13 protein-coding genes are annotated in these 14,927 nt (G+C 68.4%); 4 read left to right on the forward strand and 9 right to left on the reverse strand.

All coding sequences use genetic code 11. The features are described 5' to 3' along the window. Nucleotides 1-23: 23 nt before the first annotated feature. The gene (locus tag DMC64_RS09585; protein ID WP_005165317.1) at nt 24-1,124 is read right to left on the reverse strand and encodes a LacI family DNA-binding transcriptional regulator; all 1,101 of its coding nucleotides are present in this window, start codon (nt 1,122-1,124) and stop codon (nt 24-26) included. Nucleotides 1,125-1,324: 200 nt separating this feature from the next. Here DMC64_RS09585 and DMC64_RS09590 point away from each other — a divergent pair, with 200 nt between their 5' ends. The 3 genes from DMC64_RS09590 to DMC64_RS09600 all read left to right on the forward strand — a co-directional run bounded on the left by DMC64_RS09590 (nt 1,325) and on the right by DMC64_RS09600 (nt 4,144). Beyond that, nucleotides 1,325-2,254, forward strand: coding sequence for a metal ABC transporter solute-binding protein, Zn/Mn family (locus tag DMC64_RS09590; RefSeq protein ID WP_073845555.1), 930 nt, complete (start codon nt 1,325-1,327; stop codon nt 2,252-2,254). Then, entirely contained in the window at nt 2,254-3,087 is an 834-nt protein-coding gene (locus DMC64_RS09595; RefSeq protein ID WP_037335299.1) for a metal ABC transporter ATP-binding protein, read from the forward strand. The genes DMC64_RS09590 and DMC64_RS09595 overlap by 1 nt, the downstream gene beginning before the upstream one ends. A gap of 175 nt (nt 3,088-3,262) precedes the next feature. Continuing rightward, nucleotides 3,263-4,144, forward strand: a complete 882-nt coding sequence (locus DMC64_RS09600; protein ID WP_125733232.1) for a metal ABC transporter permease — start codon at nt 3,263-3,265, stop codon at nt 4,142-4,144. On the opposite strand, the gene DMC64_RS09605 is transcribed toward DMC64_RS09600, so the two are convergent. From DMC64_RS09605 to DMC64_RS09620, 4 genes are all read right to left on the reverse strand, one after another. Then, nucleotides 4,141-5,454: a hypothetical protein gene (locus DMC64_RS09605; RefSeq protein ID WP_125733233.1), complete on the reverse strand. Its 1,314-nt coding sequence runs from the start codon at nt 5,452-5,454 to the stop codon at nt 4,141-4,143. The genes DMC64_RS09600 and DMC64_RS09605 overlap by 4 nt on opposite strands. Before the next feature lie 182 nt (nt 5,455-5,636). Then, complete coding sequence (locus tag DMC64_RS09610; RefSeq protein ID WP_125733234.1) at nt 5,637-6,860, reverse strand: DUF445 domain-containing protein; 1,224 nt, start codon at nt 6,858-6,860, stop codon at nt 5,637-5,639. Nucleotides 6,861-6,910: 50 nt separating this feature from the next. Then, on the reverse strand, nt 6,911-8,137 hold the full coding sequence (locus DMC64_RS09615; protein WP_037335310.1) for a DUF445 domain-containing protein: 1,227 nt from the start codon (nt 8,135-8,137) through the stop codon (nt 6,911-6,913). 50 nt (nt 8,138-8,187) lie between these two features. After that, the gene (locus tag DMC64_RS09620) at nt 8,188-9,417 is read right to left on the reverse strand and encodes a DUF445 domain-containing protein (protein WP_037335314.1); all 1,230 of its coding nucleotides are present in this window, start codon (nt 9,415-9,417) and stop codon (nt 8,188-8,190) included. A 123-nt stretch (nt 9,418-9,540) separates the two neighbouring features. On the opposite strand from DMC64_RS09620, the gene DMC64_RS09625 reads away from it, so the two are divergent. Then, a complete protein-coding gene (locus DMC64_RS09625; protein WP_125733235.1) occupies nt 9,541-10,500 on the forward strand; it encodes a hypothetical protein in 960 nt (319 codons plus the stop codon). A 4-nt stretch (nt 10,501-10,504) separates the two neighbouring features. Here the strand turns inward: DMC64_RS09625 and DMC64_RS09630 are convergent, their stop codons facing one another. From DMC64_RS09630 to DMC64_RS09645, 4 genes are all read right to left on the reverse strand, one after another. Further along, nucleotides 10,505-11,944 carry an FGGY-family carbohydrate kinase gene (locus DMC64_RS09630; RefSeq protein WP_125733236.1) on the reverse strand — a complete coding sequence of 480 codons (1,440 nt, stop codon included), beginning with the start codon at nt 11,942-11,944 and terminating at the stop codon, nt 10,505-10,507. After that, nucleotides 11,941-13,275, reverse strand: a complete 1,335-nt coding sequence (locus DMC64_RS09635) for an MFS transporter (protein ID WP_037335319.1) — start codon at nt 13,273-13,275, stop codon at nt 11,941-11,943. The genes DMC64_RS09630 and DMC64_RS09635 overlap by 4 nt, the downstream gene beginning before the upstream one ends. Nucleotides 13,276-13,457: 182 nt before the next feature. Continuing rightward, entirely contained in the window at nt 13,458-14,252 is a 795-nt protein-coding gene (locus tag DMC64_RS09640; protein ID WP_037335321.1) for a DeoR/GlpR family DNA-binding transcription regulator, read from the reverse strand. Continuing rightward, nucleotides 14,249-14,875 carry a histidine phosphatase family protein gene (locus DMC64_RS09645; protein WP_125733237.1) on the reverse strand — a complete coding sequence of 209 codons (627 nt, stop codon included), beginning with the start codon at nt 14,873-14,875 and terminating at the stop codon, nt 14,249-14,251. The genes DMC64_RS09640 and DMC64_RS09645 overlap by 4 nt, the downstream gene beginning before the upstream one ends. Between the last annotated feature and the right edge of the window lie 52 nt (nt 14,876-14,927).

Raw genomic sequence — 14,927 nt, forward strand, 5'->3', positions numbered from 1 at the left:
ACGGCAACGCGTGCGGGCGCAGATCACGGCCCGAACCAGCGTTCTTCGGCCGTCCGCGGCGGCGCGGACGTGCGCCCGACCCGGAGTTCCGTCTGCAGCGTGATCACCTTGGGCCCGACCCGGTCGGCGGAGCTGAGCAGCAGCTTGCCCGCCGCCTTGCCCTTTTCGAGCACCGGCTGGTGGACCGTGGTGAGCCCGGAACGCTCGGCCTCGGTGATGCCGTCGAATCCGGTGACCGTCAGATCCTGCGGCACCCGCAGCCCGCGGCGCTCCGCCTCGGCCAGCGCGCCGAGGGCGAGGATGTCCGAGGTGCAGATCACGGCCGTGACCTGCGGGTACGCGTCCAGAAGCTGGCGTGCGGCCGACGCGCCGTCGTCCACGGTGTGGTCGAAGCGTTCGACCACCGGCACGGTCGCCCAGTCGACCCCGGCCGCGGAGAACGCGGCGGCCAGCGCCTCCAGCCGGATCCGCTGGACGTGGAAGTGGGCGGCGCTCTGCCGCTGGATGGAGACGAAATCGTCGTTGCGCTCGCGGGCCAGCCGCATGCACAGCACGCCGATCTGCCGGTGGCCCAGCGAGATGAGGTGCTCGGCCATGGCGGTGACCGCGGCCGCGTCGTCCGGGCCGACCCGGTCGACACCGTCCACGCGCGGCTGGTCGACGATCACCGTCGGCACCGGGCGCTCCAGCACGGCGCCCAGATGCGGATCGTCGTCGGGCACCGAGTAGACGACGAAACCGTCGACGCCGGCGCGGTGCACGGCCGCGACGTCCTCGCGCCCCGGGCTCGCCGGGACGAGGTGCAGGCCGACGCCCGCGTCCTCACAGGCCAGCGCGAGCCCTTCGAGCACGCCGACGGCGGCGGGGTCGCGGAAGGCGTAGGAGAGGTTTTCGGTGAGCAAAAGACCCACAGCGCCGGCTTTGCGCGTCCGCAGTGAACGGGCCACCGGGTCCGGGCCCGGGTAGCCGAGTCGGCGCGCGGTCTCGAGGACGCGGCGGCGCAGCTCAGGGGACAGCTGGTCGGGTCGGTTGTAGGCGTTGGAGACGGTGGTCCTCGACACACCGAGCTCTGCGGCCAACGACGCCAGTGTCGCCTGCCTCCTGGTGCGGATAGGACGGCCCATCCGCAAACCGTAACGGTTCAGAACGTTTTGCAGAAGCATCACCCGACGTGTGGCAGGTCTCGATTCAGAGTGACCCTGGGTACAGCTCGCGCCTGGACGGGGGGCACCGTCATCCGGATGGGGTACAGTTGAATCTGACAACGGTTTCCATTACCCGGCATCGGTGACACCTGGCCTGGGCATCCGCAGGAGTGCAGTAAATGAATTCCCGCCGTACTAAGAGTGTTTTCGCGGCCGTGTCGGCCCTGGCCGTCCTCGCGCTCGGCGCGACGGCTTGCGCGTCGAGCGACAAGGCGTCGACGGGCTCCGGTTCGCCGAACGCGTCCGCCGCGAACCCGGGTGGCGAGAAGATCAAGGTCGTCGCCTCGACCGACGTCTGGGGCAGCGTCGTGACCGCCGTCGGCGGCGACAAGGTCGAGGTCACCTCGATCATCCACGACCCCTCGGCCGACCCGCACTCCTACGAGACCACCGCGAGCGACGCCATCGCCGCGAAGAACGCGAAGCTGACGCTGTCCAACGGCGGCGGCTACGACGAGTTCTTCTCGAAGCTCGCCGACCAGGCCACCGGCGCGCAGAAGCTGGTCGCCGTCGACATCGCCGCGACCGGCAACGAGAACGAGCACGTCTGGTACAGCCTCCCCGGCGTCGAGAAGATCGCCGACCAGGTCGCCGCGAAGCTCGGCGAGATCCAGCCCGCCTCGAAGGACGCCTTCACCGCCAACGCGACCGCGTTCAAGGGCAAGACCCAGGAGCTGCTGAAGAAGGTCTCAGGCCTGGGCGCCTCGAACGCCAAGGTCGTCGCGACCGAGCCCGTCGCGCACTACCTGCTCGACAGCGCGAAGGTCACCGACGCGACCCCGCCCGCCTTCGCCGAGGCCGTGGAAGCGGAGCAGGACGTGCCCGCCGCCGCGCTCAACGAGGTCAAGCAGCTGATCTCCGGCAAGCAGGTCAAGGCCCTGATCAACAACGCGCAGACCACCACCCCGGTCACCCAGCAGGTCGTCGGCGACGCCAAGAACGCCGGTATCGCGGTCGTCGACGTCACCGAAACGCTCCCGCAGGGTGTGACCGACTACATTGCATGGATGACCAAGGAAGTGGACGCGCTGGCCGGAGCACTGAAGTAGTGACCTCCGTACCCGCCGAAGCCCGCCCCGCGGTCCGTGTCCGCGGGGCGAGCCTCGCGTTCGGCACCAGGACCCTCTGGTCCGGGCTCGACCTCGACGTCGAACCCGGCGAGTTCCTCGCGATCCTCGGGCCCAACGGCTCCGGGAAGAGCAGCCTGCTCAAGGTGCTGCTCGGCCAGCAGGGGCTGCCCGAGGGCACGGTCGAGATCGCGGGGCGGCGCCCCGGCGGGACCAACCGGCGGATCGGTTACATCCCGCAGCAGCGCGCCCTCGACGAGGGCCTGACGATGCGCGGGGTGGACCTGGTCGGCCTCGGCCTGGACGGGCACCGGTGGGGCACCGGGCTCTTCGGGATTTCGAAGCGGCGTCAGCTGGTGGCGAAGGCGATCGAGTCCGTCGGCGCCCAGGCGTACGCGAAGCAGCCGGTCGGGCGGCTTTCCGGCGGCGAGCAGCAGCGGCTCCGCGTCGCGCAATCGCTGGTCGGCGACCCCGAAGTCCTGCTGTGCGACGAGCCGCTGCTCTCCCTCGACCTCGCGCACCAGCGCGCGGTCAGCGAGCTGATCGACGAGCGGCGGCGTTCGGCGGACACCGCCGTCCTGTTCGTCACCCACGAGATCAACCCGATCCTGTCCTATGTGGACCGGGTGCTCTATCTGGTGAACGGCCAGTTCCGGGTCGGCAAACCGGACGAGGTGATGAACTCGGAGACGCTGTCCGAGCTGTACGGGACGCGGATCGAGGTGCTCAAGGTCGGCGGGCAGATCCACGTCGCCGGGGCGCAGAGCGCGTTGTGCGAGGACGAACCCCACCACATCGACGAACAGGTTTCGTAGCGGAAGTGGTAGACGAAGTGAGGTCATTCGTGCGGCCTGGACCACACGCAGAACCCGCCCTGGCCGGAGGCCCCGCGATCGGGGCGGCAGGGCGTCTTGGTGAATCAACGCGCTCGATGACGCGAACTCGCGCCCTGGCGACGCGATCGCGGTCGCGGGTTCTCGGATAAACGCCGTGGACAAGATGTTCGACTTCGCCCTGACCGGCGAACTCCTCGGCCTCGACTTCGTGCAGACGGCTTTGCTCGCGGCCGCCGTCCTCGGCCTGGTGGCCGGCGTGCTCGGCCCGCTGGTGGTCATGCGGCGGATGTCGTTCGCCGTGCACGGCACCGCCGAACTGGCCTTCACCGGCGCGGCGGGCGCGCTGCTGCTGGGTGTCGGCGTCGAACTCGGCGGCCTCGCGGGCGCGGTCATCGCCGCCCTGCTGATCGGGATCCTCGGCGGCCGCGAGTCCGAACGCGACTCCGTGATCGGCGTGATCCTCGCCTTCGGCCTCGGCATGGGCGTCCTGCTGCTGTCGTTCTACGAAGGCCGCAGCGCCAACAAGTTCGGCATCCTCGTCGGGCAGATCATCACCATCGACTCGACCAACCTGAACCTGCTCGTCGGCGCGTCGGTCTTCGTACTGGTGGTGCTCGCGGTGATCTACCGGCCGCTGCTGTTCGCCACGGTCGACCCGGCGGTCGCGACGGCGCGCGGCGTGCCGGTGCGGCTGCTGTCGCTGATCTTCGCGGTGCTGGTCGGCATCTCGAGCGCGCTCGGCGTGCAGATCGTCGGCGCGCTGCTGGTCGTCTCGCTGATGGTGACCCCGGCCGCGGCGGCCGCGCGGGTCACGGCGAGCCCGTGGAAGGCGACCGTGCTGTCGATCGTGTTCGCGGAGATCGCCGCGCTCGGCGGGATCATCCTCTCGCTCGCACCAGGGAAGCCGGTGAGCGCGTTCGTCACGACGATCTCGTTCGTGATCTACCTGGTCTGCCGTCTCATCGCGTGGCTGCGCGGACGTACGTCGCGGGTCCGCATCGAGCCGACGGCGACCGCGCGGCCTGCCTTGCGCTAGCGGATCGGGTTCTCGGCGAGCGCCTTCTTCAGCGGTTCGAGGAAATTCGGGTCGATGAAGGCGAGCTGACCACCGGCCACACTGCGCTCCACGGCCTCGACGACCACGACGTTCGCGTTCACGAAAGCGTCGACGGCCTCGGCCTGCGACGTCTTCTGCGTGAAGTGCGCCAGCATCGTCAGGTTCGTGAACGCGCCCGAGAGATACCGCGAAGACGCCTTCGTGAACGAGTCGCCGTAGATCAGGATCTTGTCGTCCACGGTCCCGATCAAGGGGCTCGCCGTACGGTAGACGGGCCGGTCGATGTCGCCGTTCGGCTCGCCCGCGCGCTCGACGACGCCGTCCGGGCGGAGGCTGTACAGCGTGTTCGTCTTCGTGCCCTGCTTGCTGATCAGCGGCGGCAGATCGGCGACGGTGTCGTACTGGCCGACGGGAACGCTGACCCAGGTCTGCGTGACCCCCGGTTTGATCGCGTTCGCGATGGCGCGCGTCATCACCAGGGCGCCCTCGTCGGCCCAGTGGGTGTCGTTCGGCGGGTAGATCGGATGCTGCACGCGGCCCTCGGACGCGCGGAGTTCGGGCCGCAGGTCGATCGCGCGCGCGTCCTTGAGCATCCGGTGCCAGGTGGACGCCTCGGCCGACCGCGAGCAGTCCTTGCCCGGGTACGTGTCCGGCAGGAACTGCGGCACCATCGTCGACTTGTCCGGCGCGACGACGAGTTCGAACCGCCTCCCGGACTGCTCGACCGCGCGCCGCAACTCGTTGATCTTGGCGATGGTCTCGGGCAGCGGACGGGACGGATCGCATTTCGCGTCGGCGTCGTAGCCGTAGTACAGCCAGCCGTCGCGGCCCTGCACGACACGGCGGTAACCGGACGCGGCGTTCGGCGTCGGCCCCTGGGTGGGCGCGGTCTTGGACGGCGACGGTGCCGGCGGCGCGGGGATCGGGCCCGCCTGCTGCTGCGGTGGCGGCTGGTCGAGCGGGGCGCCCTCGCCGAAGACGCCGCGGCTGATCGCGTCGGCGGCGGCGATCGCGCCCGGCCGGAACGACAGCTGGTCGATCGCCCAGGTCGGCATGTCGGTGAAGAAACCCCAGCCCCGGTCCAGCCCGGGGAAGCTCGCGAGCTTGTGGTTCTCGATCTCGCCCGGCCGGACGCCGAACACCCACAGCAGCGCGGGGGTGGTGAAGAACAGAAGCGCGCTGATCAGTGCGGTCAGCTGCCTGCCACCGTGGCGGGGACGGTGCAACGCGTGCTCGCGCGGAAGCCACGCCTCGTGGACGGCTGGCAGCTGCTGGGGTTCGGACGCCACCCCTCCACCGTAATCACCCCGTGTCTCGCGCACGTGAGAACGCCTCACTTCCGCGCCCCGGATCGCGTTTAGCCCGCGAAACGCAGGTGCGCCTGGCTGGAGACCCGGGATCGCGATTAGCCCGCGAAACGCAGGTCAGCGGCCCCGGGCACCCAAATCGCGTTTAGCCCGCGAAACGCAGGTCAGTGCAGCATCAGCAGGACCTGCAGCTCACCGACCAGGAAGCCGATGAGCCCACCCACCGCGATCAGCTTCCACTCGTCCTGCCGGAACGCGGGCCTCAGTAACCCCTCGAACTCCAGCGGCGTCAGCCCCAGCATCCGCCGTTCGACGATCTTCGCGACGTCCATCGCCTCGGTCAGGTAACCCTCGGCGTACCGGATCGTCGGCGGCAGCCGCTCCAGCGCCTTCCGCGCCGCCGCCTGCTTGATCTCCTGCAGCCGCTGCCCGCCGACGGCCATCACGACCATCGGTTTCGCGACACTCGCCTGCTCGTCGACGGCCTGCGCCACCAGCCGCTCGACCAGCGCGTACAGCCGATCCGATCGCGGCCCGCGCAGGACGGCGTCGAGCAGGTTCGGCACGGTGAGGATCTCGTTCGCGATCATCTCGCCGTACTGGTGCGCGACCTCGGCCCGCCGCCGCTGGAACTTGCCCTGCAGGATCACCCGCCCGACCCGCACCGGCTCACGCGGCACGAAGATCAGCTTGATCGCCAGCCAGTCGGTGAACAGCCCGATGCTGCCACCGAAGATCGGCAGCACCCACGGTTCCTTCGTCAGCGCCCAGACGAACGCCTGCACGATGCCGAGCCCGAAGCCGAAGTAGATCCCGGTGCGCGCGATGAACGCCATCTCCGGCCGCGACGTCTCGCGGATCAGCCGGACGAGCAGCTTCTTGTCCCTGGTGAGCCGCTGCACGGTCATGTGCTGGAAGTCGAGCACCTCGTCGAGGTTCTCGGTCATCTCTTCCATGAACTCGCGCACCAGCCGCGGCGTCGACGCCTGGACCTGCTTGATCAGCAGCTCCTGCGCCATCGTCGGCATGACCTCCCAGAGCCTGGGATGGTGCTTTTCGAGCACTTCGCGGGCGACCTCGTCCACGGCCCGCAGCAGCGGTTGCTCGATCTCGCGCGTGATGATCGCCGGATCGATCCGGCGGAAGACCTCCTTGACGTCCAGCAGATTCGACGTCAGCAGCTCGGTCGCGACGGCGGCCATCCGCCCGCCGTGTTTGGGCACCACGCCCTGCCAGCCGAGGAAGGGTTTGATCCCGACGAACTCGAGCGGTTTGAACATCATCTCGATGGCGACGCGTTTCGTGACGTAGCCGATCAGCGCGGCGACGAACGGGATCGCGGCGTACAGCCACCAGTGCCGGGCGAGGTCGTCCAGGACGGCGTCCACACGACCTCCTCGCTTCGCTCAGGGAAGGGGGAAACCGTATCGGTTGGCCTTCAGTGAAGCAGTAGAAGCACCTGAAGTTCACCGACAAGGCCGCCGATCACCGCGCCGACGGCGATCAGTTTCCACTCGTCCTGCCGGAACGCCGGGCGCAGCAGCTGCTCGAACTCGAGCGGGTTCAGCCGCCGCATTCTGTCCACAATGGTGTTCCGGACGTCGAGCGCGTTGACCGCGTAGCTTTCGGCGTGGCGGATCGTCTCCGGGATCCGCGCCGCGGCCTTCGCGGCCGCCGTCTGCTTCATCTCCTGGAACCGCCTGCTCCCGACGGCCATCGCGACGAACGGCTTCACGACACTCGCCTGCGCGTCGATGGTCCGCTGCACCTCGCGGGTGATCATCGAGAACAGCTTGTCCGATTTCGGCCCGCTCAGCACGGCTTCGAGCAGGTTCGGGATGGTGATGATCTCGCGCGCGATCATGTCGCCGTAGTCGGCGGAGACCTGGTCCTTGCGCTTCTGGAACACGCCTTGCCAGGTGTAGAAGCCGAAGAACCGTTTCGGCTCGCGCGGCAGGAAGATCATCTTCAGCGCGATCCAGTCCGTGAACCAGCCGATGCCGATACCGAACAGCGGCAGCACGATCGGCGACTTCGTCAGCGCCCACACCAGCAGCTGCACACAGCCGAGGGAGAACCCGAACACGATCCCCGACCGCGCGATGAACCGCATCTCCGGCCGCGAGATGTCGCGGATCAGCCGGTTCAGCAAGGCCTTGTCGCGCACCAGGTTCGTCACGACCATGTGCTTGAGGTCGAGGACGTCCTCGATGTTCTCCGAGATCTCGCCCATGATCTTCGTGATCGCACGCGGCGCCTCCGCCTGCACGCGTTTGAGCAGCAGTTGCTGGGCGGTGTTCGGCAGTACTTCCCAGAGTCTGGGCTGGTACTGCTCCATCACCTCGCGGGTGACGTCCTCGACGATCCGCAGGAGCGGTTGCTCGATCTCCTTCGCCACCTGGGCCGGGTCGAGTCTGGCGAAGATCTCCTTCGGGTCGACGAGGTTGTTCGTCAGCATCTCGGTGGCGGTGGCCGCCATCCGCTCCGCGTTCGCCGGCAGTACCCCTTGCCAGCCGAGGAACGGTTTGACGCCGACGAATTCCACCGGTTTGAACATCATCTCGATGGCGACGCGTTTGGTGACGTAACCGATCAGCGCGGCGATGAACGGCATGCTGACGTACACCGGCCAGTGCTCGCCGAGATCGGCGATGACGGCGTCCACTTCCGAGCCCCTCCCGCGTCTTGCTTGAAGGGCAACCTAGCCGCCGGTCCTCAATGGAGCAGTAACAGGACCTGAAGTTCACCCACGAGCCCGCCGATCACCGCGCCGACCGCGATCAGCTTCCATTCGTCCTGCTGGAAGGCGGGACGGAGGATCCCCTCGAACTCGAGCGGGGTCAGCTGCTGCATCTTCGTGACGATGGTGTTGCGGACGTCGAGCGCGTCAGTGGCGTAGCTCTCCACGTGTTTCACCGTTTCGGGGAGATAGGCGATCGCCTTTTCCGCCGCGGCCTTCTTCATCTCCTGGTACTGGACCCCGCCGACGGTCAGCGCCACCAACGGTTTCGCGATGCTCGCCTGCGCGTCGATCGTCCGCTGTACCTCGCGGGTGATCATCGCGAACAGCTTGTCCGATTTGGGCCCGGTGAGCACGGCCTCCATCACGTTCCGCACGGTGAGGACCTCGTCGGCGATCAGCGCGCCGTAGTCCTTGGCCACCGCCTGGCGGCGTTTCTGGAACATGCCCTGCCAGCTGAAGAACAGGAACCGGCGAGGCTCGCGCGGGTAGAAGATCATCTTCAGCGCCAGCCAGTCGGTGACGAACCCGGTGACGAAACCGAAGATCGGCATGATCAGCGGTTGTTTCGTCAGCGCCCACGCGACGAACTGGATCAGGCCGATGACGAACCCGAACCAGATGCCGGACCGGGCGATGAAGCGCAGCTCCGGGGTCGCGACCTCCTTGATCAGGCGGCAGGTCAGCGATTTGTCGCGGACCATCGAGTTGATCAGCATCTCGTTGACGTCGAGGACCTCGTCGATATTCGTCGACACCTCGCGCATCAGCCGCGCGACGACCTTCGGCGCCTGCGCGCGGACCTGATCGACCAGCATGCGCTGCGCCCGGGTCGGCAGCAGTTCCCACAGTCTGGGCTGATACTGCTCCATCACCTCGCGGGTGACGTCTTCGACGGCCTTGAGAAGCGGCTCTTCGAGTTCCTTGACCATTTCCTCGGGATCGAGCCGGGAGAAGATCTCCTGCGGATCGACGAGGTTCTTGGTCAGCAGGTCGACGGCGGTGGTCGCCATCCGGCGCGAGTTGGCCGGGATGACCCCCTGCCAGCCGAGGAACGGTTTGATCCCGACGAACTCCAGCGGCCGGAACATCATCTCGATGGCGACGCGTTTCGTGATGTACCCGATGAGCGCGGCGATGAAGGGCATCGTGGCGTAGACGTGCCAGTGCTCGCGGATGTCTTCGAGGATCGCCGAGATGTCCAACCGGGCCTCCGCTGCTTACGACCTGTCAACAATGCAGGATGCCATGTGATCGGTCCGCCGTACGCCGAGTGCAGCCGTTTGGCGGTACTGCCCGACGGGTGCCAGCTCATTAAGGTGGCCGCCATGGTCGCTCCTGAGAAGACGGCGCCTCAGGCGCCCTCAGCGAAATCGTCCCCGTTCGCGGGCTCAGTCCGCGGTTACGACAAGCGTCAGGTCGACGAGCGCCTCGCCGAACTGGCGACCGAACTCAAGCAGACGTCACGCAGCCGCGACGAGGCCGTGGCGACCGCCGGTGAACTCACCAAGGCGCTCGGCCACGCCCAGAAGGAACTGGACGAGACCAAGGCCGCCCTCGTGCGGATGAGTTCGAGCCCGTCCGGCGCCGGCGCGATGGCCGAACGCGTCCGCATGATGATGCAGCTCGCCGAGGAGGAGATCGCCGACCTCAAGGCCGCCGCGGAAGCCGACGCCAAGTCGACCCGGGCCGAAGCGGACAAGTACGCCCACGAGACGCAGCGCGCGATCGAGAAGGCGGCCAAGGACGCGCAGGCCGAGCGGGAAAAGCTGCTCGCCGACGCCAAGGCGGAGATCGAGCGGCTGAACTCCGAGGCGGCACAGAAGCGCAAGGAACTGGACATGGAGAGCGTCCGGGCTCGCGCCGCCGCGGACAAGAAGGCCGAGGAGGCTTCGGCGGCTCGCCGCGCGGAGGCCGAGAAGGCGTCCGCGGACAAGATCGCGGAAGCCGATCGGGTGTCGGCGGCCAAACGTGCCGAGGCCGAGCGGATCTCCGCGGAGAAGATCGCCAAGTCGGAGAAGTCTTCGGCGGAGGACATCGCCGCGAAGCAGGAGCAGGTCGCGGAGGCGCTCACCGACGCGAAGACTCAGCAGGCCGAAGCCCAGCAGGCCCGGAAGCTCGCGCTCGAACTCCGGTCGAAGGTCGCCGATCGGCTCTCCGCCACGGACGTCGCCGTCCAGGAGGCCATCCGGCTGCTGGCTCCCGCCCCCGATGCCGCCGAGGCACCCAAACCGGAGGCCGCGCCGAAGCCCGCTCCCACCAAATCCAACGGCCCACGCCCTTCCTGATCTTTTAACGCCGGACGACGGCGAACAGCTCGTCGTCGATCCAGCCCCTGGTGTGCAGCTCGGCGCAGAATCGCTGGTACGACTCGGCGAGCGCGGCACTTTCGCGCTCGTCGGGCTCCACCAGCGTTCCCTCGCCGAGCCCCTCGGATGCCTCGGTCAGCCCGCCCGGCAGGACTCCCGCCGCGGCGAGCAGCGCGGCGCCGTAGCCCGTTTCCGCCTGGGGTGACACCCGCAGGCCGAGGCCGCTGACGGTCGCCCTGATCCGTGTCCACAAAGGACTTCTGCTGCCGCCGCCCGCCGCCAGCAGCGGATCGGTGACCGTGACACCGAGGCGGCGCAGGTGGTCCAACGCCAGCCGTTCGAGGAAGGCGACCCCCTCCAGCCTGGCCCGGTGCAGCTCCACCTCGTCGGCCTCGCCCGACACGAAGCCCTCCGCGTCCGGGCTGGCGAACGGGAAGCGTTCGCCCTTGCGCCGCAACGGATACGCGACCACCTTCGCCGGACCCAGCTCGGCCGCGGCCGCGTCGAGTTCGGAAAGGCGATCCTGCCCGGCGACGGCCTCGCCGCCGGTGTTCGACGCGCCACCGGGCAGCCACCAGCCGTCCGGATGACGGTGGCTGTACATCGCCCCCGTCGGATCCGGCACCAGTTCTTCGGTGACTCCCTTGAGCACGTACGTCGTGCCGAGGATCCCGACGAAGCTCCCGGGAGCGACCGCGCCGGCCGCGAGCTGGCCCGCGCAACCGTCGGTCATCCCGGCCACGACCGGGCAGCCGGCCGGGAGTCCGGCGACCGGACGGGCCACCTCGCCCAGCACGGTGGCCGGCGCGACCACCGAGGGGAGCAGGCTCGCCGGCACCCCCAGTGCCTCGAAGACCTCGGCGGGCCATTCGAGGGCGAGCGGGTCGTAACCGCTCTTCAAGGCATGCGACCAGTCGGCCGCCACCGGCCCGCCGGTGAGCTCCGCGGCGATCAGATCGGGGGTGTGGCGGATCCCGGCGACGTCGGGGACGTGCCCGGCCAGCCAGGCGATCCGGCCGAGCGCGGCCGTGGCGGACACGCCGAAACCGAGCCGCCGCCAGCGATCCGCGCCGAGCGCGGTGGCCTCGCGGTTGAGCTCCGCCCCGCGCCTGTCGTCGTACATCAGCGCGGGGGTGACCGGCGCACCGGACGCGTCGACCCCGACGATCGTCCCCGACGTCGCGGCGATGGCCACCGCGGCGACCTCGCCGCCCCTGCCCGGCAGCTCGCCGGTGACCTTCGCCAGCACCGTCTTCACCGCCGGCCACCAGGACCGGGCGTCCTGCTCGCTGTGTCCGCGGCCGTCGCGGACCGGCGCGGGCAGCGGCCCGGCGGCCGAAGCGAGGACGGTGCCGCCGCGCACCGCGAGGGCTCGGACCCCCGCGGTGGCGACGTCGATGCCGATCGTGACGGGTTGGTTCACGTGGTGACGACCTTCTCTCCGACTTCTTGCAGACTCTTGTCCTCTTCGATCGCCTTCGCCGTCTCATCGGGCAGCTTCAGGTAACGCACCATGACCGCCGCGACCAGATACAGCGCGGCGAAGACGATCACCACACCGGCCGCGCCCAGCGGGCCGAGGAACACGCTGACGATCGCCGGCCCGACGAACGCCGCCGCGCCCGCGCCCAGGTTCAGCAGGGCCATCGCGCCGCCCTTGTTCTCCGGGGCGAGCGAGGGGAGCAGCGCCGAGATCGGCACGAACCCGGCGAGCGTGGCGCCGTACAGCGCGCCGACGAGCAGCGCGAGCCAGTAGTACTCGGCGCCCATGGCGATCGGGACGAAGTAGAGCAACAGGATCGAGACGGCGCAGCCGATCGCGCCGAACCAGAAGATCGTGGTGCGCCAGCCGATCCGGTCGCTCAGCACGCCGAAGATCAGGTTGAAGAAGATGTTCGTGCCGTAGATGACCGAGACCAGGAGGAGCCAGCGGCTCTCCCCGAACCCGATCTCCTCGATGAAGATCGTGGGGAAGAACACCAGCATCCCGAATTCGGGCGCGGTGTTGATGACGCGGACGAGCATCCCGACGCCGACGCGGGGCTTCTTCCACGCGATCGACACGCTGGAAACCAGGCTCTGCACCGGTTTCACGTCCGGCGGCGCGAGCCGGGTGTACCCGGTCCGTTGCCGGACACCGAAGATCGCGAGCAATCCGCCGAGCGCGAGCAGCGCCACCGACACCCACAGCGTCCCGTACTGGCCCAGCACCGGGTTCGTGAAGCTCGCGACCAACGCGCCCAGCGTCGGAAGCCCGCCGGTGAAGGCGAAGTAGAACCAGCCCACCGCCGCGCCGAGCCTGGCGACCGGCGCCACCGCGGTGATCCAGACCAGGAAACCGAACGCGAACATCGGATAGCCGAACCCGCGCAGACCGTAGAACACCAGCATCAACGGGTAGTTCTCGCCCGACACCGCGACCGCGAGGAACAGCACGTCGAACACCAGCCAGATGGCCAGGCCGATCATCATCACGCGACGCGGGCCCCACAGATCCGACAGCGCGCCCGACAACCACGACGCCAGCATCACGGCGACGCCGTACACGGTGATCACGTACGAAGCCTTGATCTCGGTGCCCGCGCCGTTGTCCGCCATGAACGGCGCGATGAAGCCCGACTCGACCCCGTCGCCGATCATGAACAGCAGCAGCCCGGCGTAGCCGAGGAACAGCGGGGCGGGCAGGCCCCAACGGTTCAGTACGCGGGCGAACCCGCTCCCGGATCGCGATAACGGCGGTGTTACCTGGTTCATGCACGCCTCCATGACGTCGTGTTCAGCGTATCATGGATCGTGTTAACTTAACTTTCAAGATGTTACATCGGTGGATTTTCGTGTTAGCCTCGCGCGCCCGGGTGTCCCGAGTACGTGAAGGCCCCCTTCGCTGCGCTGGACGCAGTGAAGGGGGCCTTCACGTACTTCAGGTCGCGTGTGTCTCAGAGTTCCGCGAGGTCCACTTCCACCTGGCTCCGCATCTCCTCGACCAGGTGCTCTTCCACTCCGTCGTCGACGATCAGCACGTCGAAGTCGCTCAACGGCGCCAGCCGGTGCAGCGCCGCGCGTTCGGTCTTGCTGTGGTCCATCAGCAGCACCTTCGTCCGGGCGCTGGCCAGCATCGCGCGCTTCAGCATCACGATCTCCGGTTCCTGGTGGAACGTCATCCGCGTGTTCATCGCCGAGGTCGAAACGAAGGTCGCGTCGACGTTGATCCGCTCGATCGCCTCCAGGCTCTGCATGCCGAGGAACGAGTCGTGGGTCGCGGAGTAGTCGCCGCCGATACAGATGAGCCGCAGGTCGGGAACGCCTTTGAGTAGTTCGATGGCGCCGAGGTAGTTCGTCGCGACGGTCAGCGGGGTGACGCGGTGCAGCATCTTCGCCAGCGCGAGCGCGCTCGTCGAGTCGTCGAGCAGGATCGACATCCCCGGCTCGACGCGCGCGAGCGCGTGCGCGGCGATGGCCATCTTCTCTTCCGAATGCACGTTCATCCGGTAGTCGGCGTTGCTTTCGAACACCGTCGACGGCATGGCCGACACGCCGCCCCGGTACTTGCGGAGCAGGCCGCGCCGCGCCAGTTCGTCGACGTCGCGGTGCACTGTCATGGTGCTGACGCCGGTGAGTTCCACCAGGTCGGCGATGCTCGCGGAGCCGGCTGTGAAGACGTGTTCGGTGATCAGCTGCTGACGCGTGTTACGAGAGTGCGCGCTCGCACCGGCCGTCTTCTCATCGCTCATGTCGTCCAGTATCGCGTGCGGGCGGGTTGATTGAGGCGCAGCAGGCCGGTGCGCGTGCCGCCGATCTCTATCTCCGTGACGGCCGCGTTGTCCAGCCGCGGGAACACGGTGCGGTAGTTCTCGAGCGGGATGCCGAGCAGCGCGCACAACGTCAGCCTGATCAAGGTGTTGTGCGCGACGACCAGCACGGTCTCGCCCGGAACCTCGGCGGCGATCCCACGCAAGGCGGCGGCGCCGCGGGCCGCCGCGTCCGCGGGCGGCTCCGAACCGGGGAACGCGCCGCTCACGGGATCGGCGAGAAACCTCGCCACCGCAGCGGGATCCGTCTCCGCCAGCTCAGCCCTGGTGCGCCCTTCCATCAGTCCGAAGTGGACTTCGTGCAGTTCCTCGACCACCCGTAAAGGCAGGTCCAACGCCTTGGCGGACGGCTCCGCGGTGCGCCGTGCCCGGCTCTGCGGCGAGCAGAACACGGCGGACGGCTTGGCCTCGGCGGCGAACCCGGCGAGCTCGTCCGCCTGCCGTAACCCTTCCTCGGTCAGCGCGACGTCGCTGCTGCCCGCGTACCGGTTCTCGGCATGCCATTCCGTCTGGCCGTGCCGTGCCAATAACAACCGTGCGACCACGTAATCCCTCCTCGGAGCTTGCCTAGATCACAATATCGATGTTAACTTAACA

Source organism: Amycolatopsis sp. WAC 04197 (assembly GCF_003947475.1).
Lineage (GTDB): Bacteria > Actinomycetota > Actinomycetes > Mycobacteriales > Pseudonocardiaceae > Amycolatopsis > Amycolatopsis japonica.